The organism is Brachybacterium nesterenkovii (assembly GCF_900163655.1).
Lineage (GTDB): Bacteria > Actinomycetota > Actinomycetes > Actinomycetales > Dermabacteraceae > Brachybacterium > Brachybacterium nesterenkovii.
On record NZ_FWFG01000099.1, the window covers coordinates 22435 to 45402 of the forward strand.

The 22968-nt window shown below is 72.0% G+C and carries 19 protein-coding genes; 13 read left to right on the plus strand and 6 right to left on the minus strand.

Annotated features, from left to right (window positions below; genetic code table 11):
* Nucleotides 1–105 precede the first annotated feature (105 nt).
* The 6 genes from rpsA (at nucleotide 106) to aroD (ending at nucleotide 6281) form a co-directional block, all read left to right on the plus strand.
* A complete protein-coding gene (gene rpsA, locus FM110_RS11165) occupies nucleotides 106–1590 on the plus strand; it encodes a 30S ribosomal protein S1 (protein ID WP_159458066.1) in 1485 nt (494 codons plus the stop codon).
* Nucleotides 1591–1713: 123 nt separating this feature from the next.
* Nucleotides 1714–2547 carry an HAD-IIA family hydrolase gene (locus FM110_RS11170; RefSeq protein WP_087104836.1) on the plus strand — a complete coding sequence of 278 codons (834 nt, stop codon included), beginning with the start codon at nucleotides 1714–1716 and terminating at the stop codon, nucleotides 2545–2547.
* A gap of 54 nt (nucleotides 2548–2601) precedes the next feature.
* Entirely contained in the window at nucleotides 2602–3816 is a 1215-nt protein-coding gene (aroC, locus tag FM110_RS11175) for a chorismate synthase (protein ID WP_087104837.1), read from the plus strand.
* Nucleotides 3813–4388: a shikimate kinase gene (locus tag FM110_RS11180; RefSeq protein ID WP_087104838.1), complete on the plus strand. Its 576-nt coding sequence runs from the start codon at nucleotides 3813–3815 to the stop codon at nucleotides 4386–4388. Before aroC ends, FM110_RS11180 begins: the two co-directional genes overlap by 4 nt.
* Nucleotides 4385–5479 (plus strand): 3-dehydroquinate synthase, encoded by a 1095-nt coding sequence (gene aroB, locus FM110_RS11185; RefSeq protein ID WP_087104839.1) that lies wholly within the window; start codon nucleotides 4385–4387, stop codon nucleotides 5477–5479. The genes FM110_RS11180 and aroB overlap by 4 nt, the downstream gene beginning before the upstream one ends.
* Nucleotides 5472–6281 (plus strand): type I 3-dehydroquinate dehydratase, encoded by an 810-nt coding sequence (aroD, locus tag FM110_RS11190; RefSeq protein ID WP_087104840.1) that lies wholly within the window; start codon nucleotides 5472–5474, stop codon nucleotides 6279–6281. The genes aroB and aroD overlap by 8 nt, the downstream gene beginning before the upstream one ends.
* Before the next feature lie 63 nt (nucleotides 6282–6344).
* Here the strand turns inward: aroD and FM110_RS11195 are convergent, their stop codons facing one another.
* Nucleotides 6345–7262, minus strand: a complete 918-nt coding sequence (locus FM110_RS11195) for a trimeric intracellular cation channel family protein (RefSeq protein ID WP_087104841.1) — start codon at nucleotides 7260–7262, stop codon at nucleotides 6345–6347.
* An 81-nt stretch (nucleotides 7263–7343) separates the two neighbouring features.
* Complete coding sequence (locus FM110_RS14900; RefSeq protein WP_327230786.1) at nucleotides 7344–7808, minus strand: C40 family peptidase; 465 nt, start codon at nucleotides 7806–7808, stop codon at nucleotides 7344–7346.
* A 210-nt stretch (nucleotides 7809–8018) separates the two neighbouring features.
* Here FM110_RS14900 and coaE point away from each other — a divergent pair, with 210 nt between their 5' ends.
* Entirely contained in the window at nucleotides 8019–8744 is a 726-nt protein-coding gene (coaE, locus tag FM110_RS11205; RefSeq protein ID WP_234992330.1) for a dephospho-CoA kinase, read from the plus strand.
* A 10-nt stretch (nucleotides 8745–8754) separates the two neighbouring features.
* The gene (uvrB, locus tag FM110_RS11210; protein ID WP_087104843.1) at nucleotides 8755–10860 is read left to right on the plus strand and encodes an excinuclease ABC subunit UvrB; all 2106 of its coding nucleotides are present in this window, start codon (nucleotides 8755–8757) and stop codon (nucleotides 10858–10860) included.
* Between the two features lie 45 nt (nucleotides 10861–10905).
* Here uvrB and FM110_RS11215 read toward each other — a convergent pair whose 3' ends face one another.
* The 4 genes from FM110_RS11215 to FM110_RS11230 all read right to left on the minus strand — a co-directional run bounded on the left by FM110_RS11215 (nucleotide 10906) and on the right by FM110_RS11230 (nucleotide 14854).
* Complete coding sequence (locus tag FM110_RS11215; protein WP_087104844.1) at nucleotides 10906–12651, minus strand: bifunctional 3'-5' exonuclease/DNA polymerase; 1746 nt, start codon at nucleotides 12649–12651, stop codon at nucleotides 10906–10908.
* Nucleotide 12652: 1 nt separating this feature from the next.
* Complete coding sequence (locus FM110_RS11220; protein WP_234992385.1) at nucleotides 12653–13381, minus strand: nucleotidyl transferase AbiEii/AbiGii toxin family protein; 729 nt, start codon at nucleotides 13379–13381, stop codon at nucleotides 12653–12655.
* Nucleotides 13382–13500: 119 nt separating this feature from the next.
* Complete coding sequence (locus tag FM110_RS11225; RefSeq protein ID WP_234992332.1) at nucleotides 13501–14112, minus strand: hypothetical protein; 612 nt, start codon at nucleotides 14110–14112, stop codon at nucleotides 13501–13503.
* Between the two features lie 46 nt (nucleotides 14113–14158).
* The gene (locus FM110_RS11230) at nucleotides 14159–14854 is read right to left on the minus strand and encodes an MBL fold metallo-hydrolase (RefSeq protein ID WP_087104847.1); all 696 of its coding nucleotides are present in this window, start codon (nucleotides 14852–14854) and stop codon (nucleotides 14159–14161) included.
* A 102-nt stretch (nucleotides 14855–14956) separates the two neighbouring features.
* On the opposite strand from FM110_RS11230, the gene uvrA reads away from it, so the two are divergent.
* The 5 genes from uvrA to whiA are packed head-to-tail and all read left to right on the plus strand — an operon-like array spanning nucleotide 14957 to nucleotide 22854.
* On the plus strand, nucleotides 14957–17896 hold the full coding sequence (gene uvrA / locus FM110_RS11235) for an excinuclease ABC subunit UvrA (RefSeq protein ID WP_087104848.1): 2940 nt from the start codon (nucleotides 14957–14959) through the stop codon (nucleotides 17894–17896).
* Nucleotides 17897–17898: 2 nt separating this feature from the next.
* The gene (uvrC, locus tag FM110_RS11240) at nucleotides 17899–19827 is read left to right on the plus strand and encodes an excinuclease ABC subunit UvrC (protein ID WP_087104849.1); all 1929 of its coding nucleotides are present in this window, start codon (nucleotides 17899–17901) and stop codon (nucleotides 19825–19827) included.
* Nucleotides 19828–19872: 45 nt separating this feature from the next.
* Nucleotides 19873–20757 (plus strand): RNase adapter RapZ, encoded by an 885-nt coding sequence (rapZ, locus tag FM110_RS11245; protein ID WP_087104850.1) that lies wholly within the window; start codon nucleotides 19873–19875, stop codon nucleotides 20755–20757.
* Nucleotides 20754–21896 (plus strand): gluconeogenesis factor YvcK family protein, encoded by a 1143-nt coding sequence (locus FM110_RS11250; RefSeq protein WP_087104851.1) that lies wholly within the window; start codon nucleotides 20754–20756, stop codon nucleotides 21894–21896. Before rapZ ends, FM110_RS11250 begins: the two co-directional genes overlap by 4 nt.
* Nucleotides 21880–22854, plus strand: coding sequence for a DNA-binding protein WhiA (gene whiA / locus FM110_RS11255; RefSeq protein ID WP_087104852.1), 975 nt, complete (start codon nucleotides 21880–21882; stop codon nucleotides 22852–22854). Before FM110_RS11250 ends, whiA begins: the two co-directional genes overlap by 17 nt.
* Nucleotides 22855–22968: the final 114 nt, after the last annotated feature.

Sequence of the window (22968 nt, forward strand, 5' to 3'; positions counted from 1 at the left end):
CGTCCGCGATCCTCGACCTGAGGGCCCGCGCGCGTCCGGGGCCACGGCACGGTCGACGGCACCATTGTCCCTACTCAGACCTGTCCCGACGGAGTTCCTACCTACATGACCAGCGTGACCCCCTCTTCGACGCCCCAGATCGCCATCAACGACATCGGCTCCGCCGATGACCTCATGGCCGCGATCGATTCGACCATCAAGTACTTCAACGATGGCGACATCGTCGAGGGCACCGTGGTGAAGGTCGACCGAGACGAGGTCCTCCTCGACATCGGCTACAAGACCGAGGGCGTCATCCCCTCGCGCGAGCTGTCCATCAAGCACGACGTGGACCCCGGCGAGATCGTCGGCGTCGGCGACGAGGTCGAGGCCCTCGTCCTCCAGAAGGAGGACAAGGAGGGTCGCCTGATCCTGTCCAAGAAGCGCGCCCAGTACGAGCGCGCCTGGGGCACGATCGAGCAGATCAAGGAGAACGAGGGCGTCGTCACCGGCACCGTCATCGAGGTCGTCAAGGGCGGCCTCATCGTCGACATCGGCCTGCGCGGCTTCCTCCCGGCCTCCCTCGTGGAGATGCGCCGCGTCCGCGACCTCCAGCCCTACGTGGGCCAGGAGATCGAGGCCAAGATCATCGAGCTCGACAAGAACCGCAACAACGTGGTTTTGTCCCGCCGTGCGTACCTCGAGGAGACCCAGTCGGCGGTCCGCTCCGACTTCCTCCAGACCCTCCAGAAGGGCCAGGTCCGCGAGGGCGTCGTCTCCTCGATCGTCAACTTCGGCGCGTTCGTCGACCTCGGCGGCGTGGACGGCCTCGTCCACGTGTCCGAGCTGTCGTGGAAGCACATCGACCACCCGAGCGAGGTCGTCGAGGTCGGTCTCCCCGTCAAGGTCGAGGTCCTGGACGTCGACATGGACCGCGAGCGCGTCTCCCTGTCGCTGAAGGCGACCCAGGAGGATCCGTGGCAGCTGTTCGCCCGGACCCACGCCATCGGCCAGGTCGTGCCCGGCAAGGTCACCAAGCTCGTCCCGTTCGGCGCGTTCGTCCGCGTCGAGGACGGCATCGAGGGCCTCGTGCACATCTCCGAGCTGGCGCAGCGCCACGTGGATCTGCCCGAGCAGGTCGTCACCGTCGACCAGGACGTCTTCGTCAAGGTCATCGACATCGACCTCGAGCGTCGCCGCATCTCGCTGTCGCTCAAGCAGGCCAACGACGGCGTCGACCCCGAGGGCGACGACACCACGTTCGACCCGGCGCTCTACGGCATGGCCGCGGAGTACGACGCCAAGGGCGAGTACAAGTACCCCGAGGGCTTCGACCCGGAGACTAACGAGTGGCTCGAGGGCTACGAGGCCCAGCGCGAGGAGTGGGAGGCGGAGTACGCCAAGGCCTACGAGCGCTGGACCCAGCACAAGGCGCAGGTCGCCGAGGCCATCAAGGCCGACGAGGAGTCCGCCTCCACCGGCGCGTCCTCGTCGTCCTCGAGCTCCGCCCCGGCGCAGACCTCGTACCAGTCGAGCTCCTCGGACGAGGGCACGCTGGCCTCCGACGAGGCTCTCGCCGCCCTGCGCGAGAAGCTCACCGGCAACGCCTGATCCTGCAGGCCCGACCCCTCCGGGGTCACCCCGCGACGGGGCGTCGTCCATCCGTGGACGGCGCCCCGTCGTCGTGCGCGGGAGATCCGCGGCGCACTGCTCGGGATGAGGCACACTGAGGGCATGGACACGAGCATCGACCTGCGACCCATCGAGACCTGGCTGACCGACATGGACGGCGTCCTCGTCCACGAGCAGCAGGCCCTGCCGGGGGCCGCGGAGTTTATCTCCGCCCTCGAGCGCTGCGGCCGGCGCTTCCTCGTGCTCACCAACAACTCGATCTTCACGCCGCGCGACCTGCGGGCGCGCCTGGCGCGCGGCGGCGTCGAGCTGCCGGAGGGCGCGATCTGGACGAGCGCGATGGCCACGGCCCGGTTCCTCGCCGAGCAGTCGCCGGCCTCGAGCGCCTACGTGATCGGCGAGGCGGGGCTGACCAGCGCCATGCACGAGGCCGGCTTCGTGCTGGCGGACGACGACGACGTCGAGTTCGTCGTCCTGGGGGAGACGCGCACCTACTCGTTCGAGGCGATCACGCGGGCCATCCGCCTCATCGGCCGGGGCGCGAAGTTCATCGCGACCAATCCCGACGTCACCGGACCCAGCCAGCAGGGGCCGCTGCCCGCGACGGGCGCGGTCGCCGCCATGATCACGGCCGCCACCGGCATCTCCCCGTACTACGTGGGCAAGCCCAATCCGCTGATGATGCGCACGGCGCTGAACCGGATCGATGCGCACTCGGAGTCCACCATCATGATCGGCGACCGCATGGACACCGATGTCCGCTCGGGACTCGAGGCGGGGCTGCGGTCGATCCTGGTCCTGACCGGCTCGACCCGCCGCGAGGACATCGTGCGCTACCCCTACCGGCCGACGCTCACCCTCGACTCGATCGCCGACGTCGTCGAGCTCGTCGAGCGCCTGCGGCCGCTCGAGTCCGAGGAGCTCGACGAGGACTGACGGCGCGGTGAGACGCCCCCGGGGCCGACCGGGGGCCCATGGGAGGATGAGCGCATGCTCCGATGGCTCACTGCCGGGGAATCCCACGGCTCCTCCCTCATCGCCCTGCTCGACGGCGTGCCCGCCGGCATCGCCCTGACCACCGAGGATCTGCGCGCGCATCTGGCGCGGCGCCGCCTCGGCCACGGACGGGGCGCTCGCCAGAAGTTCGAGCAGGACGTCGTGCGCATCGTCTCCGGTGTCCGCCACGGCGTCACGATGGGCTCGCCGATCGCGGTCGAGATCGCCAACAGCGAATGGCCCAAGTGGGAGAAGGTCATGGCGGCCGATCCGGTCGACCGGGAGGACCTGCTGGTGGACGCCGGGACGGGCGACGAGCGGGAGATCGCCCGCAACCGTCCGCTCACGCGGCCCCGCCCCGGGCACGCGGACCTGGCCGGCATGATCAAGTACGGCCTCGAGGAGGCCCGCCCGGTGCTCGAGCGCGCGAGCGCCCGCGAGACCGCGGCGCGCGTCGTGGCCGGGGCGATCGCCGCCGCCCTCCTCGAGCAGACCGCGGGCATCCGCCTGGTCTCCCACTCGCTCGCCGTCGGCCCGGTCCGCGTCCCGGACGGCACGCCCCTGCCCACCCCGGAGGACGTCGCGGCCCTCGACGCCGACCCCCTGCGCTGCTTCGACCCCGCCACCTCGGCCGCGATGGTCGCCGAGGTCGACGCCTGCCAGAAGGACGGCGACACGCTCGGCGGCGTCGTCGAGGTCCTCGCCTACGGGGTCCCGGTCGGTCTCGGCTCCCACACGCAGTGGGATCGCCGCCTCGACGGTCGGCTCGCCCAGGCGGTCATGTCCATCCAGGCCATGAAGGGTGTCGAGATCGGCGACGGCTTCGCGCAGGCCGCCTCCCGCGGCTCCGCGGCCCACGACGAGATCCTCCCCGCCGGCGCGGGCGATCCCGGCGCCACCGGCGGTCCCGTCCCCACGACCCGCGCCAGCAACCGCGCCGGCGGCATCGAGGGCGGCATCAGCAACGGCCAGGTGCTGCGGGTGCGCGGCGCCCTCAAGCCGATCTCGACGGTCCCGCGCGCCCTGCGCACCGTCGATGTCGCCAGCGGCGAGGCCATGACCGCCAACCACCAGCGCTCGGACGTGTGCGCCGTCGCTCCCGCCGCCGTGATCGCCGAGGCCGTCGTCGCCCTCGTGCTCGCGGACGCGCTGCTCGAGAAGTCCGGGGGCGACAGCGTCCCCGAGATACGCCGGAACCTGGGGCGATGACGGGGGCGTCCGACGGGCCGCTCGCGATCCTCATCGGCCCTATGGCGTCGGGCAAGACGAGCGTCGGGCGCGAGCTCGCCCGCCTCTGCGATGTCGGCTTCCGTGATCTCGACCATGAGATCGTCGCGCGCAGTGGACGGAGCATCCCGGAGCTCTTCGCCACAGACGGTGAGGACGGATTCCGGGCTCTCGAAGCCGAGGTCCTGACCGAGCTGCTGTCCGAGCACACGGGAGTCCTCTCCCTCGGTGGCGGTGCACCTCTGGTGCCGATCAGCGCCGCCGCTCTCTCTGGCCGCCCGGTCGTGCTCCTCGAGATCGACCCGGCCATCGCCGGTCGACGACTGCATGGCGGGTCCGGACGGCCTCTCATCGCGGGCGATGACCCCCTCGCCCGATGGGCCTCCATCAGCGCTGCGAGAATGCCCGCGTACCGGGCGCTCGCTCGGCACACCGTCGATGCAGGTGACGGGACCGCTGCCGAGGTCGCCGCGCGCATCCGTGCGTTGCTGGCCCATGGCAGCCTCGCGCATCCGGACAGCTGTCCCTCCCAGACCCAGGAGCAAGAACGATGACTGAACCCACCGTGATCGACGTCGCGACACCGACGGGGGGATACCCCGTTCTCATCGGTCGGGGACTCGATGCAGAGATCACGGCGCGCATCCCCGCGTCCGCCCACCGCGTGCTGATCGTCCACCAGGCGCCTCTGCGCGACGTCGGCGAGCGCCTGCGCGAGGTGATCGCGGAGGGCGGTCGGGAGGCGTTCCTCGCGGAGGTTCCCGACGGCGAGGAGGCGAAGACCGCACAGGTCGCGGGCTTCCTGTGGCAGGTGTGCGGACAGGCCGGGATCGGGCGGCGCGATCTCGTCATCGGGCTGGGCGGTGGCGCCGCGACCGACCTGGCCGGATTCGTGGCCGCGACCTGGCTCCGCGGCGTGGACATCCTGCAGGTCCCGACCACCGTCGCCGCGATCGTGGACGCGGCCGTCGGCGGGAAGACCGGCATCAACACCTCCGAGGGAAAGAACCTGGTCGGCGCGTTCCATCCCCCGGTGGCCGTGGTCGCGGATCTGGGCGTGCTCGGCGGGCTCGGGGGGCACGATGTCGCCGCGGGGCTCGCCGAGGCCGTGAAGGCGGGCCTGATCGCCGACGAGCGGATCCTCGAGATCGTCGAGGCCGACCCGGCCAGCGTCCTGGATGTCCGCAGCAGCGGATTCCGAGAGGTCGTCGAGCGGGCCGTCCGCGTCAAGGCGGAGGTCGTGTCAGCGGACCTAAGGGAATCTGATGGCGGTCGTCGGGAGTTCTTGAACTACGGGCACACCCTTGCCCACGCGATCGAGCGCAATGAGCGCTACCGGTGGCGGCACGGTGCCGCAGTATCGGTCGGCATGATGTTCGCCGCCGAGCTCTCGCACCTCGCCGGGCGGCTCAGCGAGCAGGAGGTGGACCGGCACCGACAGGTCCTCACCTCGCTCGGCCTCCCGGTCACCTACCGGGGACGGCAGTGGCCCAAGCTCGAGGACACGATCCGGAGGGACAAGAAGACACGGGCCGGCCTGCTCCGATTCGTCGTGCTCGACCGGATAGGCCGTCCGGCTCGGCTGGAAGGTCCGGACCCGGCGCTCCTGCTGGCGGCGTACGCGGCGATCACGAACGATGACTGAGCCGATCGGGCCCCGTTCCGTCCCCGCCGGTCCGGTGGTCCTGGGCGGCGCTCGCACCGCGGTGATCGTCCCGATCGTCGCCACCGACGACGACGAGCTCGCCAGTGCGCTGCAGGAGGCGGCGGGGAAGCGTATTGACATCCTCGAATGGCGCCTCGACGCCTATGCGCCGCAGCTGGCCGATGATGCGCACCGTGCCGCGATCCTCTCGGCCCTCCCCGGCGTCCGTGCCCGGCTGCGCGGCGCGCGTCAGGACGGCGGCGACATCGCCCTGCTCGTCACCTGCCGCAGCGCCGAGCAAGGGGGGATGCGCGATCACGATCCGTCAGCCGCGCTGGCTCTGGTGCGCTCGGTGATCACCTGTCGCGGTGCGGATCTGGTCGACATCGAGGCGCTCCGCGAGGGTCTCGACGCCTCGGAGGCCATCGCGGAGGCGCGGGGTCGGGGCGTCCGCGTGATCGCCTCGCATCATGACTTCGCAGGGACACCGGGCAGCGAGGAGATGCTCGCGATCATCGCGGCTCTGCGGGGGACCGGAGCTGATGTCGCCAAGCTCGCCGTCATGCCGCAGGAGCCGGAGGACGTGATCCGCCTGCTGCGTGCGAGCACCGTCGCGGCGGGCGGCTCCGCAGGCCCGCTCGTCGCCATCGCGATGGGGTCGCTCGGAGCGGTGACGCGCCTGTCGGGCCGCTCGTTCGGGAGCTGTGCGACGTTCGCCGCGCTCGGACGTGCGTCGGCACCGGGACAGATCGCCCTCGAACATGTCCTCGCCGTGCTGGACGCGATCGAGCGGGATCGCTGATCCAGCCCGTGGAACGTTCCGCAGCGTCCGCCTCTCCGGCGATCTGACCGCCGCCAGTGACGCTCAGCGCTCCTCGGCGGGGTCGGCGCTGTCGCGCCCCATACCGGGGTCGAGGACGCCCTGGCCCGAACCCTCGGGCGCCTGCAGGTAGTCGTCCGCGGAGTCATCGGTGCCGGCGGCGTCGTCGGCGAGATCGTCCCGCTCCTCCGCGGCGATCTCCTCCTCGGTGGGCGCATGGGAGCCGGTGACCACCGGGATGGCGCCGGTCTCGGTCCGGATGCGGTGACGCTCGGAGCTGCGCACGCGCCGCACGAAGGCCTTCATCTGCGAGGCCGACAGCGTGACCTGCCACTCCTGGTGCTGGGGGAGTCCCCAGCTGCGCCACACCGCGAGGATCGCAAGGCCCGAGCCGAGGGCGACAGCGCCGATGATCGTCCACGACGGCAGGTCGAGGAGCAGGACGAGCCAGGTCGCGATCGCGGTCACGAGCGCGCTCGTGGCGTACAGGGGATTACCGCCGAAGATCCCGGGGATGCGGCCCACGAGCAGGTCGCGGAGCGCGCCGCCGCCCACGGCGGACAGGACGCCCAGCAGCAGCGCGGGCAGCGTGTCCAGGCCGGCGTCGATCGACTTCGCGGTCCCGGTGGCGGCCCACAGCCCCAGGGCGAGGCAGTCCATCCCGGTCATCGCCCGGTGCCAGGTCCGGCCCTGCGCCCGCACGAGGTAGGAGAAGCCGGCGCCTGCGAGGGCGCAGACGAGGTACCAGGGGCCGGAGAAGGCGGCCGGGACCCCGTGGTCGAGGATCAGGTCGCGGAGGATGCCGCCGCCGAGGCCGGAGACGATGCCGATGACGGCGTACCCGACCGCATCGAAGCGGAGGCGTCCCGCGAGGGCGCCCCCGGTGATGCCCATCACGACCACGCCGATGAGATCGAGGGCCCGCAGGAAGTCGTTGGTGACGAGGAGCTGGTCAGGTGTCATGGGAGCAGGTCAGCATCGCAGACGGCGACGACCCGGTCCCCTGCGCAGGGGACCGGGTCGTGATGCCGAGGACCGCGGAGATCAGCCGCCGATGCGCACGAAGCGGGGACGGCCCCAGATCTTGCGCTGCGAGGTGTTGGTGCGGCGGTTGCCCGCGTCGATGACGTGGTTGCCACCGGCGTAGATGCCGACGTGGCCGGACCAGCAGACGAGGTCGCCGGGCTGAGCGGCCGAGCGCGAGACGACGCGGCCGGCGCGGCGCTGGGCCGAGGAGGTGCGGGGGAGGTTCACGCCGTGCTGGCTGTAGACCCAGCGGGTGAAGCCGGAGCAGTCCCAGCCGCTGCGGGAGGTGCCGCCGCGGCGGTAGCGGACGCCGATGCCGCCGCGGGCGGTCGACACGATGCCGCCGCGGTTGACGGTGCCGGTGACGGCGGCGTCGGCCTCGGGAGCCGCGCCGATGGCGAGGCCGGCCAGCGACACGCCGCCGAGGGCGAACAGCGCACGGCGATTGACGGGAGCGGAAGCAGTGGTGGGGAACATGCTCATGAGGATCGTCTCCAGCCCGGGATCGAGGAATCCCTTCGCTCTACGGTGGCGGACGCCGTCCGGAAGCGAAGGTGCGGGCCCGGGCGGCGAGTCGGTCATCGACTGGGAATGAACCTACGGTCGAACTCCGCCCGCGGACAGACGATGGTGAGGATCCTGGGGAGGTCTTGGTCCGTTTTTTACCCCGGGCGCGCTCTCTAGACTCTTCTCGTGACCCACGCCTCCTGTTTCGCGCCTCCGCCCTCTCCGACGCCTCCTCCGGCGGGGGCGCCGTGCCTGCGGATCGGGCTGACGGGCGGCATCGGCTCGGGGAAGTCGACCGTGGCCGCGCTGTGGCGCCGGGAGGGCGTGCGCGTCATCGACCTGGACGCCTGCTCGCGAGCGGTGCTCGACGTCCCCGGCGACGGGGTCGAGGAGGCGATCGCCCGCTTCGGCGAGGAGCTGCGCACGCCGGGCGGGACCGTCGACCGGGTGCGGATGGCCCGGATCGTGTTCGCGGACCCGGGGGCGCGGGCCGATCTCGAGCAGATCGTGCTCCCGCGCGTGCACGAGGCCGTCGCCGACCAGGAGCGCGCGGCGCTCAAGGCGGGGGAGCCGCTCGTGGTCCATGACAGCCCGCTGCTGCTCGAGACCGGGCAGGAGCAGCGGTACGGCGCCGTGGTGGGGGTGCTGGCCCGCCGGGAGGACCGCATCGACCGGGTGGTCCGGGACCGCGGGCGGACCCGGGAGTACGTCGAGTCGATCCTCGCGGCGCAGGTGACTGACCTCGAGCGGATCCGCCGCTGCGACCTGCTGATCCTGAACACGACCGGCCGCGAGGTGCTCGCCCAGCGCGCGCTCCGGATGCTCGAGCGAGCGCGCGCGCTGGCGTCCCAGCGCGCCGCTGCCGAGGTGCCGCGCCCGCCTGCATCGTCGTCCGTCGGACGGTGGCCGTAGGCTCGGGGACATGCGACCGGTCGCCGATATCCCCCGCACGTCGATCCCCTTCGAGGTGGTCTCCGAGTACCAGCCCTCCGGGGACCAGCCCGCCGCGATCGACGAGCTCGCGCGGCGGATCGACGCGGGGGAGCAGGACGTGGTGCTGCTCGGCGCGACCGGCACGGGCAAGAGCGCGACCACCGCGTGGCTCATCGAGCGCCTGCAGCGGCCCACGCTGGTCATGGCGCACAACAAGACGCTCGCGGCCCAGCTGGCGAGCGAGTTCCGCGAGCTGCTGCCGCACAACGCCGTCGAGTACTTCGTCTCCTACTACGACTACTACCAGCCGGAGGCGTACGTCCCGCAGTCGGACACGTACATCGAGAAGGACTCGGCCATCAACGCGGAGGTCGAGCGCCTGCGCCACAGCGCGACGAACTCGCTGCTGACCCGGCGCGACACCGTGGTGGTCGCCTCCGTGAGCTGCATCTTCGGCCTCGGCACGCCGCAGGAGTACGTCGACCGGATGGAGCTGCTGAAGGTCGGCGACCAGGTGGACCGCGATGATCTCCTGCGCCGCTTCGTGGACATGCAGTACGACCGCAACGACACCGCGTTCGTCCGCGGCACGTTCCGCGTGCGCGGCGACACGGTCGAGATCATCCCGATGTACGAGGAGCTCGCGATCCGCATCGAGTTCTTCGGCGACGAGATCGACGCGCTGTACACGCTGCATCCGGTCACGGGCGAGGTGATCCGTCAGGAGGAGCAGATCCACATCTTCCCGGCCTCCCACTACGTCGCCGGGCCCGAGCGCCTGGCCCGCGCGATCGACTCGATCGAGAAGGAGCTCGGCGAGCGCCTCACGGAGCTCGAGAGCCAGAACAAGCTGCTGGAGGCCCAGCGCCTGCGGATGCGCACCACCCACGACCTCGAGATGCTGCGGCAGATGGGGACCACCAACGGCGTCGAGAACTACTCGCGCCACCTCGACGGCCGCGGCCCCGGGACGCCGCCGAACACGCTCCTGGACTACTTCCCGGAGGACTTCCTGCTGGTCCTCGACGAGTCCCATGTGACGGTCCCGCAGATCGGGGCGATGTACGAGGGGGACCGCTCGCGCAAGCGCACCCTGGTGGACTTCGGCTTCCGCCTGCCGTCGGCGCTCGACAACCGGCCCCTGACCTTCTCGGAGTTCACCGAGCGCGTGGGCCAGACCGTGTACCTCTCGGCCACGCCCGCGCAGTACGAGCTCGAGCGCTCCGACGGCGTGGTCGAGCAGATCATCCGTCCCACCGGCCTCGTGGACCCGGAGGTGATCGTCAAGCCCGTGAAGGGGCAGATCGACGATCTGCGGGCGGAGATCGAGGATCGCGTCGCCAAGGACGAGCGGGTGCTCGTCACCACGCTGACCAAGAGGATGGCGGAGGACCTCACGGACTACCTGCTCGACAACGGCGTGCGCGTGCAGTACCTGCACTCCGACGTCGACACGCTGCGCCGCGTGGAACTGCTGCGCTCCCTGCGCCTGGGCGAATACGACGTGCTGGTGGGCATCAACCTCCTGCGCGAGGGCCTCGACCTGCCCGAGGTATCGCTGGTGGCGATCCTCGACGCCGACAAGGAGGGATTCCTGCGCTCGCGCACCTCGCTCATCCAGACGATCGGCCGCGCGGCCCGCAATGTGTCGGGTCAGGTGCACATGTACGCCGACCGGATCACCGACTCGATGCGCGAGGCGATCGACGAGACCAACCGGCGCCGCGAGAAGCAGATCGCCTACAACACCGAGCACGGGATCGACCCGACGCCGCTGCGCAAGAAGATCGCGGACGTCACCGACATGCTCGCCCGCGAGGACATCGACACCGAGACCCTGCTGGCGACCGACTACCGCTCCGGCAAGGAGCGCGTGGCGCGCGACCGGGCGCGCGCGCAGGTGCTCGACAACGTCGGCTCGCGCACCGTGGACCTCGGGGACGACCCGGTCGGTGCCCTGAGCGGCATGATCGACGAGATGACCGCGCAGATGCACCAGGCGGCCGAGAACCTCCAGTTCGAGGTCGCCGCGCGGCTGCGCGACGAGATCGGGGAGCTCAAGAAGGAGCTGCGGCAGGTGCAGGGCGGGGCCTGAGCCCCGGCGCTTCCGAGCCCGTGGGCACGCAGTCCTCGTGCGTCCTCAGTCCTTGACGGCCCGTTCGCGGATCGCGAGGTCCAGCGGGAAGTCGACCTCGGTGCCGGGGAAGAGCAGGCGCCCGGCCTGATCGGCCGCGTCCCGGATCGCCGCGGCGGCGGCCTCGGCCTGGGACAGCGGCGCGTGCACGATCACCTCGTCGTGGAGGAAGAACGCGAGGTGGGCGCGGCGGGAGAACAGCGGCCCGGACCCGGAGGCGGCCAGTTCCGGCGCGACGGGCTCGAAGGCGGCGAGCTCCTGGCGCAGCAGCGCCATCCAGGCCAGCGCCCACTCGGCCGCGGTGCCCTGGACGATGAAGTTGCGGGTGAAGCGCCCGCGGTCGCGGGCGGAGCGCCGGGCGCGCTCCTGCTCGGTGCTCGTTGCATCGACCTGGTGGGCGGCGCGCTGGGCGGCGCTCCAGCGCTCGTCGGCCGGGGGAGTCGAGCGTCCCAGCCAGGTCGAGACCGTGCCGCCGACCTCCCCGATCTCCGCGGCCCGGTCGACCAGGCGCATGGCGTCGGGGAACACCTCCCGCAGGCGCGGGACGATCCGGCCGCTGTCCCCGCTGGTCCCGCCGTAGAGGGCGCCGAGGACGCCGACCTTGGCCTCCTGGCGCGTGGCCACGACGCCCGCCGCGACGATCCCGGCGTACAGATCGGTGCCGCGGCCGGCACGGGCCATCTCCCCGTCCCGGGACATGGCGGCGAGGACGCGGGGCTCGAGCTGCGAGACGTCGGCCGAGACCAGGGTCCATCCGGGATCGGCGCGCAGGGCCGGGCGCAGGAGGCGCGGGATCTGCAGCGCGCCGCCGCCGGAGGATGCCCAGCGCCCGGTGACGACGCCGCCGGGCACGTAGACGGGCCGGTAGCGCCCGTCGCGCACCCATCCGCCGATCCATGCCCAGCCGTTCGCGGTGAGCAGGCGCGAGAGCCGCTTGTAGGCGAGCAGCGGGGCGATCGCGGGATGGTCAATCCCCTCCAGCTCCCACTTCGAGGTGGAGGAGACGTCAATACCCGCGCGGTGCAGGGCGCGCAGGAGTCGCGGCGGTGAATCGAGGGAGAGCAGCGGATCGCCCAGTGCCTCGCGGACCTCGGCGGCGAGCTCGGCCATGCGGGCGGGCGCCGCGCCGGGGCTGGGGCGCGGGCCGAGGTGCTCGACGAGGATGCGCTCGTGCTCGGCGACGTCCCAGGGGATCCCCGCCGCACGCAGCTCGCACGCGATGATCGCTCCGGACGACTCGGCGGCCGCCAGGAGGCGCAGACGCGAGGGATCCTGCGCGCCGTCGATCGCGCGCAGCTGGCGGGACAGCTCGGCGCACGTCTCGTCGAGGTCGGCGGGGACCTGGTCGGGCCGACCGGTCGCCTCGAGGTCGAACAGCGCGGCTGCGCCCTCCTGCTCGGGAGCCGTCGCCTCGGCAATGGGCACCGCCCACGCGGCCGCGGCCAGGAGAGCGGCGCGGTCGTCGGAGGGCACGGATGCCGCATGGACGAGGATCTGGTGGACCAGTCGCAGGTCGTGGCACCGCTCGACCGTCACCCCGGCAGCGAGCAGGCGGGGGAGGTGGTCGCGGGCGTCGGACCAGACCCAGCGCGGGTGCTCCGCGCGCTCGACCGCGGCGAGGCGCCCGGGCAGCTCGTCGAGGTCCATGTGCTCGATGCCGACGGGTCGGCCGTCATCGCCCGGCAGCGCGAGGACCGCGCGGCCGTCGCGTCCGCGCGCGAGGATCCGCAGGTCGTGGGGAACGGAGCGCATTCTAGGAAGACTTCCGAGGGCGCTCCGCCGACGCGGTGTCGATCGTGGTGATGAGATCGTTCACCCAGACGACGGCCTCCTCGACCGTCGGCAGAACGGGGAGTCCCTCGGCGGCTGCGGCGTACAGCTCCCGCCAGGATGGCCGGGCCTCGATGGCGGGCGGCCAGGGCTGCGACCGTCGGAACGCGAAGGTCCGCCGACAGATCTCTGCCGCTCGTGCCGGGTCGAGGCCGTCAGAGCGCACGAGGAGCTGCAGATCCACGGGGTCGCGAGCACGGTCGCTCCCGGGTGACGAGACGGCGTGGAGCTTCTGCGCGATCTGGTGCTCTGCCGCGAGAACCGGGACTGCGTTCGGCGCGGGAAGCCCGACATCGGTGAAGAGCGCGACGAGCTCGGGAGCGATCACGGCCGTGGTGGCCTCGGCATCGGGGATCTCGATCTGTCCGAGCTCGAAGCGGATGGTGCACCAGGACTGGCCCTGATACGAGAGATTCACATCGAACGGCCGCATGACATAGGCATCGGGGACGCCTCGTGGAGCGGGCGGGGCGAGGGCGATGAGACGCCCTGTGAAGCCGGCCCATCCGCTCGCGAGAGCATCCTCGAGGTCCGCCGTGAACGTCTCGAGCGACATGATGCCGCCGGCGCCGAGATCGCGCGTGAATCGGGCCCTCATGCCGAGTCGGAATGCCATCGCGGTGCCACCCTTGACCGCACCGTCCGGGAGCATCTGGCTCACGACGACCAAGGCCATGGTGGTGCGCACTCGGGTGAATGCCCTGCCGTCACCCGCTGTGTTGCGGAGACGCTGCTCGAGCGATCGTCGATGCGGCGGGGTATCGGTCCAGCTCATTCCGTCAGCCTTTCGCGGAGGCGCGCGAACTCGCGCGCTGTGAGGAGGCCCTCGGCTCGCGCCCGGTCGGCGGCGCTTCGCAGGCGCTGATCCCCGATGCGGTTCCGGCTCGCGAGGAGGGCGCCCGCGACGTCCTGGGACGGGATGCCGTCGTACACCGTGATCACATCGTCAGGGGATCCCTGGACGATGCTCATGAATGAGGGGAGGTCGCGGCGCACCCGGCGGTGCACGGCGACGAGCACACGGTCGGGATTCACATCGGCCAGCCCGCCGTGAAGGGCGAGGACCGATTCACCGTAGAGATAGGCGCCGTGCCCGGCGCGGAGGACGGCCTCGGCCGCTTGATCGTTCTCCTCCGCGGGGAGATCGGTGAAGCGGTACAGGCCGTAGGAGACGGATTCGAGACCCGCGTGCTGAGCCAGCTTGGGCAGTTCGGCGGACGGGACGCCGGCGGCGACGGCCTGCCGCGTCGTGACGAAGCCGTGATTGCCCATGGCGATCTCACGCAGCTCATCTCGATACGTCATGTCAAAACAATACCTATATGGGTAGTGTTCCGCCACGTTGAAGGGCTCGTCCGGCAGGTCCGAGGGGTCCTCGCACATTCGCAGCTCCGCCCGGACGCGAGGATCCGCAGGTCGGGCGCTGCGCTCACCAGCCGCGCTCGCGCCACTCCTGCAGATGCGGCCGCTCCGCGCCGAGCGTCGTGTCGTCCCCGTGCCCGGGGTAGACCCAGCACGCGTCGCCGAGACGATCGAAGATCCGCTGCTCCACATCGTCCAGCAGCTGCCGGAAGCGCTCGCGGTCGCCGCGCGTGGCCCCGACGCCGCCAGGGAACAGGGAGTCGCCGGTGAACAGGTGGTCGCCGTCCTCGCCGCCGCGGAACAGGAGGGCGACGGACCCGGGGGTGTGGCCGCGCAGGCCGATGACCTCCAGGTCGTGGACGCCGACGCGGATCACGTCGCCGTTGCGGAGGGCCGTGTCGATGTCCACGGGCACCTGCTCCTCGATCGCCGCGATGTCGTCGGCGCCGGCCGCCGCGCGCGCTCCGGTCGTCCGCAGCAGCGCACCGAGGGCGCCGATGTGGTCGTGGTGGCTGTGCGTCGTCACGACCGTGTCGAGCCGGCTCTCGGTCGACCCCTCCCGGACCAGCCGCATGAGGCGGTCGGGGTCCGCGGCCGCGTCGATCAGCAGCTGTGCGCCCGAGACGCGGCAGGTGAGGAGGTAGGCGTTGTTGTCCATCGGGCCCACCGACGCCTTGCGGATCACGAGGGTGGACAGGGGCCGTACGGCGGCGGGACCGCCCGCCGCGACCGACCCGGTGTACGAGGACTCATCGGTGCTCATGCTGTCAGGATGCCATGCCTGGGGGCGCGCTCATGTTCGCCGAGCGCGGAGGCGTCGCATCGCTCACGGTCGTTCGTCGGACCGGCCTCTTAGGATGGCGCGGTGAGTGAAACCCTGGTCGTCCGCGGAGCACGCGAGCACAATCTGAAGAACGTCGACATCGAGATCCCGCGCGACCGCCTGGTCGTGTTCTCGGGCCTCTCCGGCTCGGGGAAGTCGTCCCTGGCCTTCGACACCATCTTCGCGGAGGGGCAGCGACGGTACGTCGAGTCCCTGTCCGCGTACGCGCGCCAGTTCCTCGGGCAGATGGACAAGCCCGCGGTCGACTTCATCGAGGGCCTGAGCCCCGCGGTCTCCATCGACCAGAAGTCCACCAACCGCAATCCGCGCTCGACCGTCGGCACGATCACCGAGATCTACGACTACCTGCGCCTGCTGTTCTCCCGCACCGGCACCCAGCACTGCCCGGTCTGCGGCGAGGTGGTCGCGAGCCAGTCCCCGCAGCAGATCGTCGACGTGCTGCTGGGCCTCGACGAGGGCACCCGCTTCCAGGTCCTCGCCCCCGTGGTCCGCGGCCGCAAGGGCGAGCACGCCGACCTCCTCTCCTCGCTCCGCTCGCAGGGCTACGCCCGCGCCCGCGTGGACGGCCAGGTGCGCCGCCTCGACGAGGAGATCGCGCTCGACAAGAAGTTCAAGCACACGATCGAAGTGGTCATCGACCGCCTGGCCGCCAAGCCCGATGCGCGGCGCCGCCTCACCGACTCCGTCGAGACGGGCCTGCGGCTGGCCGACGGCCTGCTGATCATCGACTTCGTCGACCGCGACGAGGACGCCCCGGACCGCGAGCGCCGCTTCTCCGAGAAGCGCGCGTGCCCGAACGATCACCCGCTCGCGCTCGACGACATCGAGCCGCGCTCCTTCTCCTTCAACGCCCCCTACGGCGCCTGCCCCGAGTGCACCGGCATCGGCATGCGGCTCGAGGTCGATCCCGAGCTCGTGATCCCCGACGAGGACCTCACCCTCGCCGAGGGCGCGATCGCCCCGTGGACGATGGGCCATGCCGACTACCACCAGCAGGTGATGCAGGGCCTCGCCGAGGACCTCGCCTTCTCGATGGACACGCCGTGGCGGGCCCTGCCCGAGCGCGCCAAGGAGGCGCTGCTCAACGGCAAGGACCACAAGGTCCACGTCCGCTACCGCAACCGCTTCGGACGCGAGCGCACGTACTCCACCGGCTTCGAGGGCGTGCTGCACTACCTCCAGCGCCGCCACGAGGACACCGAGTCGGACTGGGCCAAGGAGCGCTACGAGCAGTTCATGCGCGAGGTCCCGTGCCCCGCGTGCCACGGCACTCGTCTGCGGCCGGAGATCCTCGCGGTCACCGTCGGCGGGTGCAGCATCGCCGAGGTGTGCGACATGTCGCTGGCGGCCGCGGCGGAGTACCTGGGCGGTCTCGAGCTCGGCGTCCGCGAGGCCCAGATCGCCGCGGAGGTGCTGCGGGAGATCCAGGCGCGCCTGGGCTTCCTGCTCGACGTCGGCCTGGACTACCTGAACCTCGGGCGCGCGGCCGCGACGCTCTCGGGCGGCGAGGCCCAGCGCATCCGCCTGGCCACCCAGATCGGCTCCGGGCTCGTGGGCGTGCTCTACGTGCTCGACGAGCCCTCGATCGGCCTGCACCAGCGCGACAACGAGCGGCTCATCGGGACGCTCACGCGCCTGCGGGACCTGGGCAACACCCTGATCGTCGTCGAGCACGACGAGGACACCCTCAACGCCGCGGACTGGGTGGTGGACATCGGTCCCCGGGCCGGCGAGCACGGCGGGCAGGTGGTCCACTCCGGCAGCGTCGAGGGCCTGAAGGAGAACCCGGAGTCGCTCACGGGCCGCTACCTCTCCGGCGCCCTGTCGATCCCGGTGCCGCCCGTGCGGCGCCCCATCGACCCCGAGCGCGCGCTCACGGTGCTGGGGGCCCGGGAGAACAACCTCAAGGGGATGGAGGTCTCCTTCCCGCTGGGGACCCTCACGGCCGTCACCGGCGTGTCAGGATCGGGGAAGTCGACGCTCGTCAACGACATCCTCTACAAGGTGCTCGCCCGCGACCTGAACCGGGCGCGCGTGGTCCCCGGCCGGCACAAGCGGGTCGACGGCCTCGAGCACCTCGACAAGGTGGTCCACGTCGACCAGTCGCCCATCGGCCGCACCCCGCGGTCCAACCCCGCGACCTACACCGGCGTCTGGGACCGGATCCGCACCCTGTTCGCGCAGACCTCGGAGGCGAAGGTCCGCGGCTACAAGGCCGGGCGCTTCTCCTTCAACGTCAAGGGCGGGCGCTGCGAGGCGTGCTCGGGCGACGGCACCATCAAGATCGAGATGAACTTCCTGCCGGACGTGTACGTCCAGTGCGAGGTGTGCCAGGGGGCGCGCTACAACCGCGAGACCCTCGAGGTGCACTTCAAGGGAAAGAACGTGGCTGAGGTCCTCGACATGCCGATCGAGGAGGCGGTCGACTTCTTCGAGGCCGTCCCCGCGATCCACCGCCAGCTGCGGACCCTGTGCGATGTGGGCCTGGGCTATGTGCGCCTGGGCCAGAGCGCCCCCACGCTCTCCGGCGGCGAGGCCCAGCGCGTCAAGCTCGCCTCCGAGCTGCACAAGCGCTCGGCCGGACGCACCATCTACGTGCTCGACGAGCCCACCACGGGCCTGCACTTCGAGGACGTCCGCAAGCTGCTCGACGTCCTGCAGGGGCTCGTCGACAAGGGCAACACGGTCATCGTCATCGAGCACAACCTCGACGTCATCAAGAGCGCCGACCACGTGATCGACCTCGGCCCCGAGGGCGGCGACGGCGGCGGCGCCGTGGTCGCGACGGGCACCCCGGAGGAGGTCGCCGCGGTCACCGCGTCCCACACGGGGCGCTTCCTAGCGCCGATGCTCGCGGGCACGGCGCGGACGCCCGGCGCGCGGCAGGGCGGCTCGGACCCGACATCGCCGCACTCGTCCTCGTCCCGTGCGGCGAGGGCGGGCCGCGCGGCCAAGGGCTGACGATGGCGGATCCGGCGACCTACCGACCCGCGCCCGGGACGATCCCGGCCTCGCCGGGCGTCTACCGCTTCCGGGACGCCGACGGCCGCGTGATCTACGTGGGAAAGGCCAAGAGCCTGCGCTCGCGGCTGTCCAACTACTTCCAGGACGTCGCGAACCTGCACCCGCGCACGCGCCGCATGGTCACGAGCGCGAGCTCCGTGGAGTGGACGGTCGTCTCGAGCGAGGTCGAGGCCCTCACGCTCGAGTACACCTGGATCAAGGAGTTCGACCCGCGGTTCAACGTCAAGTTCCGCGACGACAAGTCCTACCCGTACCTCGCGGTGACCATGGCCGAGCGCTACCCGCGGATCCACGTCACCCGCCGCGCCAAGCTCAAGGGCGACCGCTACTTCGGGCCGTACACGCACGTGTGGGCGATCCGCGAGACCCTCGACCTGCTGCTGCGGGTGTTCCCGGTGCGGACCTGCAGCGCGGGCGTGTTCCGACGGGCGGAGCGGTCCGGGCGCCCCTGCCTGCTCGGCTTCATCGACAAGTGCTCGGCGCCGTGCACCGGGGCGATCTCGGAGGCCGACCACCGTGTCCTGGCCGAGCGCTTCTGCGACTTCATGGCCGGTAACACGGCCCGGTACACCAAGGAGATCGAGCGGCGGATGCGGGAGGCCTCCGCCGCCCTCGACTTCGAGACCGCGGCCCGGCTGCGGGACGACCTCGCGGCGCTCACCAAGGTGATGGAGCGCAACTCCGTCGTCCTGTCGGACTCGACCGACGCGGACCTCATCGCGCTGGCCCAGGACGACCTCGAGGCCGCCGTGCAGGTGTTCCACGTCCGCGGCGGACGCATCCGCGGCCAGCGCGGCTGGACCGCCGAGATCCTCGACGAGTCCAGCCCCGCCGACCTCATCGAGCGCGCGATCGCCACGCTCTATGCCGATGCCGCCGCGATCGACCCGGGCAGCGGCGAGCCCGGCGCCTCCGCGGTCCCGCACGAGGTCCTGGTCCCGCAGATGCCTTCGCACGTCGAGGACGTGCGCGCCCTCCTCGGCCCCGGCGTGGACCTGCGGGTCCCGCAGCGCGGCGAGAAGAAGGAGCTGCTGGAGACCGTCGCCAAGAACGCCGAGGAGTCCCTGCGCCTGCACCGGCTGCGACGGGCCGGGGATCTCACGGCGCGCTCGAAGGCGCTCGAGGACCTCGGCGAGGCGCTCGGCCTGGCGGAGCCGCCGCTGCGGATCGAGTGCTTCGACATCTCCCATTCCCAGGGGACGAACGTCGTCGGTTCCCAGGTCGTGTTCGAGGACGGGCTGCCGCGCAAGTCCGAGTACCGGCGCTACGCCGTGCACGGCGAGGCGGCCCGGGATGACACGGCGTCGATGCACGACGTCATCTCCCGGCGCCTGGCCAAGCACCTCGACCCGCCCGAGGTCTCCGACGAGGACGCCCGCCGCTTCGCCTACCCGCCCTCGCTGATCCTCGTCGACGGCGGTCCGCCGCAGGTGGCCGCGGCGCAGCGGGCGATGGACGAGCTCGGGGTCACGGACGTGGCCCTGGCGGGCATCGCCAAGCGCCTCGAGGAGATCTGGCTTCCGGGGGAGGAGCACCCCGTGATCCTGCCGCGCACGAGCGAGGCCCTGTTCCTCGTGCAGCGCCTGCGCGACGAGGCGCACCGCTTCGCCATCACGTACCACCGCTCCAAGCGCGGTCGGGCGATGCACGAGAGCGCCCTCGACGCGGTGCCGGGGCTCGGCCCCGCCCGGCGGCGCGCGCTCCTGGACCGCTTCGTGACCGTCAAGGCCATCCGGGAGGCGAGCATCGACGAGCTGGAGGAGGTGCCCGGCATCGGGCCCGCGCTCGCTCAGCAGATCGCCGCGGCACTACAATCCGAGGCGCCCGCACCGGCGGTCGACATGGCCACGGGCGAGATCCTGGACTGACATCGGGCGCGACCCGGCCGCACCCGGAGAACGGAGGACCCGCAGGTGAGCGCAGCAGCGACCTCGACGGAACCCGGCGAGATCATCATCATCACGGGGCTCGCGGGAGCGGGTCGCGAGACCGCGGCGCATGCCCTCGAGGACCTCGGCTGGTACGTCGTCTACAACATCGCCCCGCAGCTGATCCGGACGCTGTACGACCTGCAGGCGCAGGCCGAGGGCGCGACCCCGCGATTCGCCGTGGTCGTCGACGCCCGCTCCGGCCCCCTGTTCTCCGAGCTCTCCGATGTGGTCCAGGAGCTGCGCGAGGCCGAGCTGCGCCCTCGTCTGGTGCTCCTGGACGCCGACGAGTCCACGCTGGTCCGGCGCTTCGACTCGGTGCGGCGCCCGCATCCGCTGCAGCGGGACGAGGGCGTCCTCGAGGGGATCCGGCGCGAGCGGGAGCTCATGGCGCCGTACCGGCGTCTCGCCGACGTCGTCATCGACACGAGCGCGCTGAACGTCCACCAACTGACGATGAAGATGCGCACGCTGTTCGGGACCGCGCAGGAGCAGGAGCTCTCGGTCACGGTGATGTCCTTCGGCTTCAAGTACGGCGTCCCGCTCGAGGCCGATCACGTCTCCGACGTGCGCTTCATCCCCAATCCGTACTGGGTGCCCGAGCTGCGCCCGCTCCGCGGCACGGACGAGGCCGTGGCCTCGGCCGTGCTCGGGGACCCCAACGCCCAGGAGTTCGTGGCCCGGTACGTCGAGATGATCCTGCCCGTGCTGCGCGGCTACCGGCAGGAGAACAAGCACTTCACGACGCTGGCGATCGGCTGCACGGGCGGCAAGCACCGCAGCGTGGCCGTCGCCGAGCGCATCGGCGAGGAGCTGCGCCGCACCGGCGCGCCCGTGCGGATCCGCCATCGCGACCTGGGGCGCGAATGAGCGCGGCCGGGAGCGCAGGGAGCCGACCGGCCCGCGGGAGCACGGGGGGTCCGCCGCGGCGCGGGCACCCGCGGCCGCGCCCGTCCACGCCCTATGCGGCGCTCGGCACGGCGCGCGGCCTGTCCGTCGTCGCGCTCGGCGGCGGGCATGGGCTCGCCGCGAACCTGCGGGCCCTGAGGCACCTGGCCGACGAGCTCACCGCCGTGGTGACGGTCGCGGACAACGGCGGCTCCTCCGGCCGCATCCGCGATGAGATGCCCGTCCTCCCGCCCGGCGACCTGCGCATGGCGCTCGCGGCGCTGTGCGAGGACTCGGACTGGGGCGCCGTCTGGCGCGACGTGGTCCAGCACCGCTTCCACACGGACGGCGACCTCGACGGGCATGCGCTCGGCAACCTGCTGATCGTCTCCCTCTGGCAGATCCTCGGCGACCCGATCGCAGGCCTGGACAAGGTGGGGGAGCTGCTCGGGGCCCGTGGCCGGGTCCTGCCGATGGCGCTCGAGCCCCTCGACATCGAGGCCGTCGTGCGCGACGCCGACGGCACCCAGCGCACGGTGCGCGGTCAGGCGGAGGTGGCCGTCGAGCGCGGCACCGTCTCCTCGCTGCGCCTGCTGCCGGACCGCCCGCGCGTGCCGCAGGAGGTCCTCGAGGCGATCGGCGGCGCGGACTGGATCATCATCGGCCCCGGCTCCTGGTACACCTCGGTGATCCCGCACCTTATAGTGCCGGAGCTCGCCGAGGCGATCCGGACCAGCCCCGCGCGGCGGTGCATCACGATGAACCTCTCCGCGGGGGTGGGGGAGACCGAGGGCATGGGCTCGAGCGAGCTCCTGGACGTGCTGCTGGAGCACGCCGGCACCACCCGTTTTGATGCGCTCATCGCGGACCCGACCCTGCAGAGCGACAGCTTCGAGCTGGCCGAGCACGCCGCGCGCCGGGGCATCCCGACGCTCCTGCGCCAGGTCTCGGTGGGCCGCGGCAGGCCCGAGCACGACCCGGTCCGTCTTGCGGCGGCGTATCGTGACGTCTTCGACGGCGCCTTCGGCGATGTCCCGGAAGCGGAGCCCGGGCCCCGTCCGCCGCGTGCTCCCGCAGGATCCGATGGACAGAAGGGGGCGGACGATGGCTCTGACCGGTGATGCCAAGGAGGAGCTGGCGCACCTGGATATCGCTCGCCCGTCGTGCCGCAAGGCGGAGGTCGCGGCGATGCTGCGCTTCGCCGGCGGCCTGCACCTGCAGGCCGGACGCGTCATGATCGAGGCGGATCTGGACCATCCGGCGGCCGCGCGCCGTCTCCGGGCCGCGATCGCCGAGGTCTACGGCCACCGCAGCGAGGTGATGGTGGTGGCGCCCGGCGGCATCCGGCGCGGCGCCCGCTACGTCGTGCGCGTCGTCGAGGACGGCGCGTCGCTCGCCCGCCAGAGCGGTCTGCTGGACGCCCGTGGCCGACCCGTGCGCGGCATGCCGCCCGCGGTCGTCGGCGGCGCCGCGGTCGACGCGGCGGCCGCCTGGCGCGGAGCCTTCCTGGCCCGCGGCTCGCTCACGGAGCCGGGCCGCAGCGCCGCGCTCGAGCTGACCTGCCCGGGACCGGAGGTGGCGCTCGCGATGGTCGGTGCGGCCCGCCGTCTCGGGGCGGCGTCGAAGGCGCGGGAGGCGCGCGGCGCGGACCGCGTCGTGCTGCGCGACGGCGAGGCCATCGGGCGCCTGCTCGGCGCCATGGGGGCCTCCCGTGCGCTGGCCACGTGGGAGGACCGCCGCACCCGCCGGGAAGTGCGGGCCACCGCCCACCGGCTGGCGAACTTCGACGATGCGAACCTGCGGCGCAGCGCCCGCGCCGCCGTGGCGGCCGGGGCCCGGGTCGAGCGCGCGCTCGAGATCCTCGGCGAGGACGTCCCGGAGCACCTGCGCGTCGCCGGGCGCCTGCGCATCGAGCATCGCCAGGCGAGCCTCGAGGAGCTCGGGCGCCTGGCCGATCCGCCGATGACGAAGGACGCCGTCGCCGGGCGCATCCGTCGCCTCCTCGCGATGGCGGACAAGCGGGCGGCCGAGCTGGGCGTGCCCGGCACGGAAGCGGACGAGAGCGACGCCGAGGATTGATCCGCAGCGGTCGCGGACAGCGCACCGCGCAGTCGGCGGGTGCCGCTCCCGGCGGCAGGACGCACAGGTCATAGGGGGAAGGGACCTCGGTCCCCGGGCGGAGGTCAGGCACGT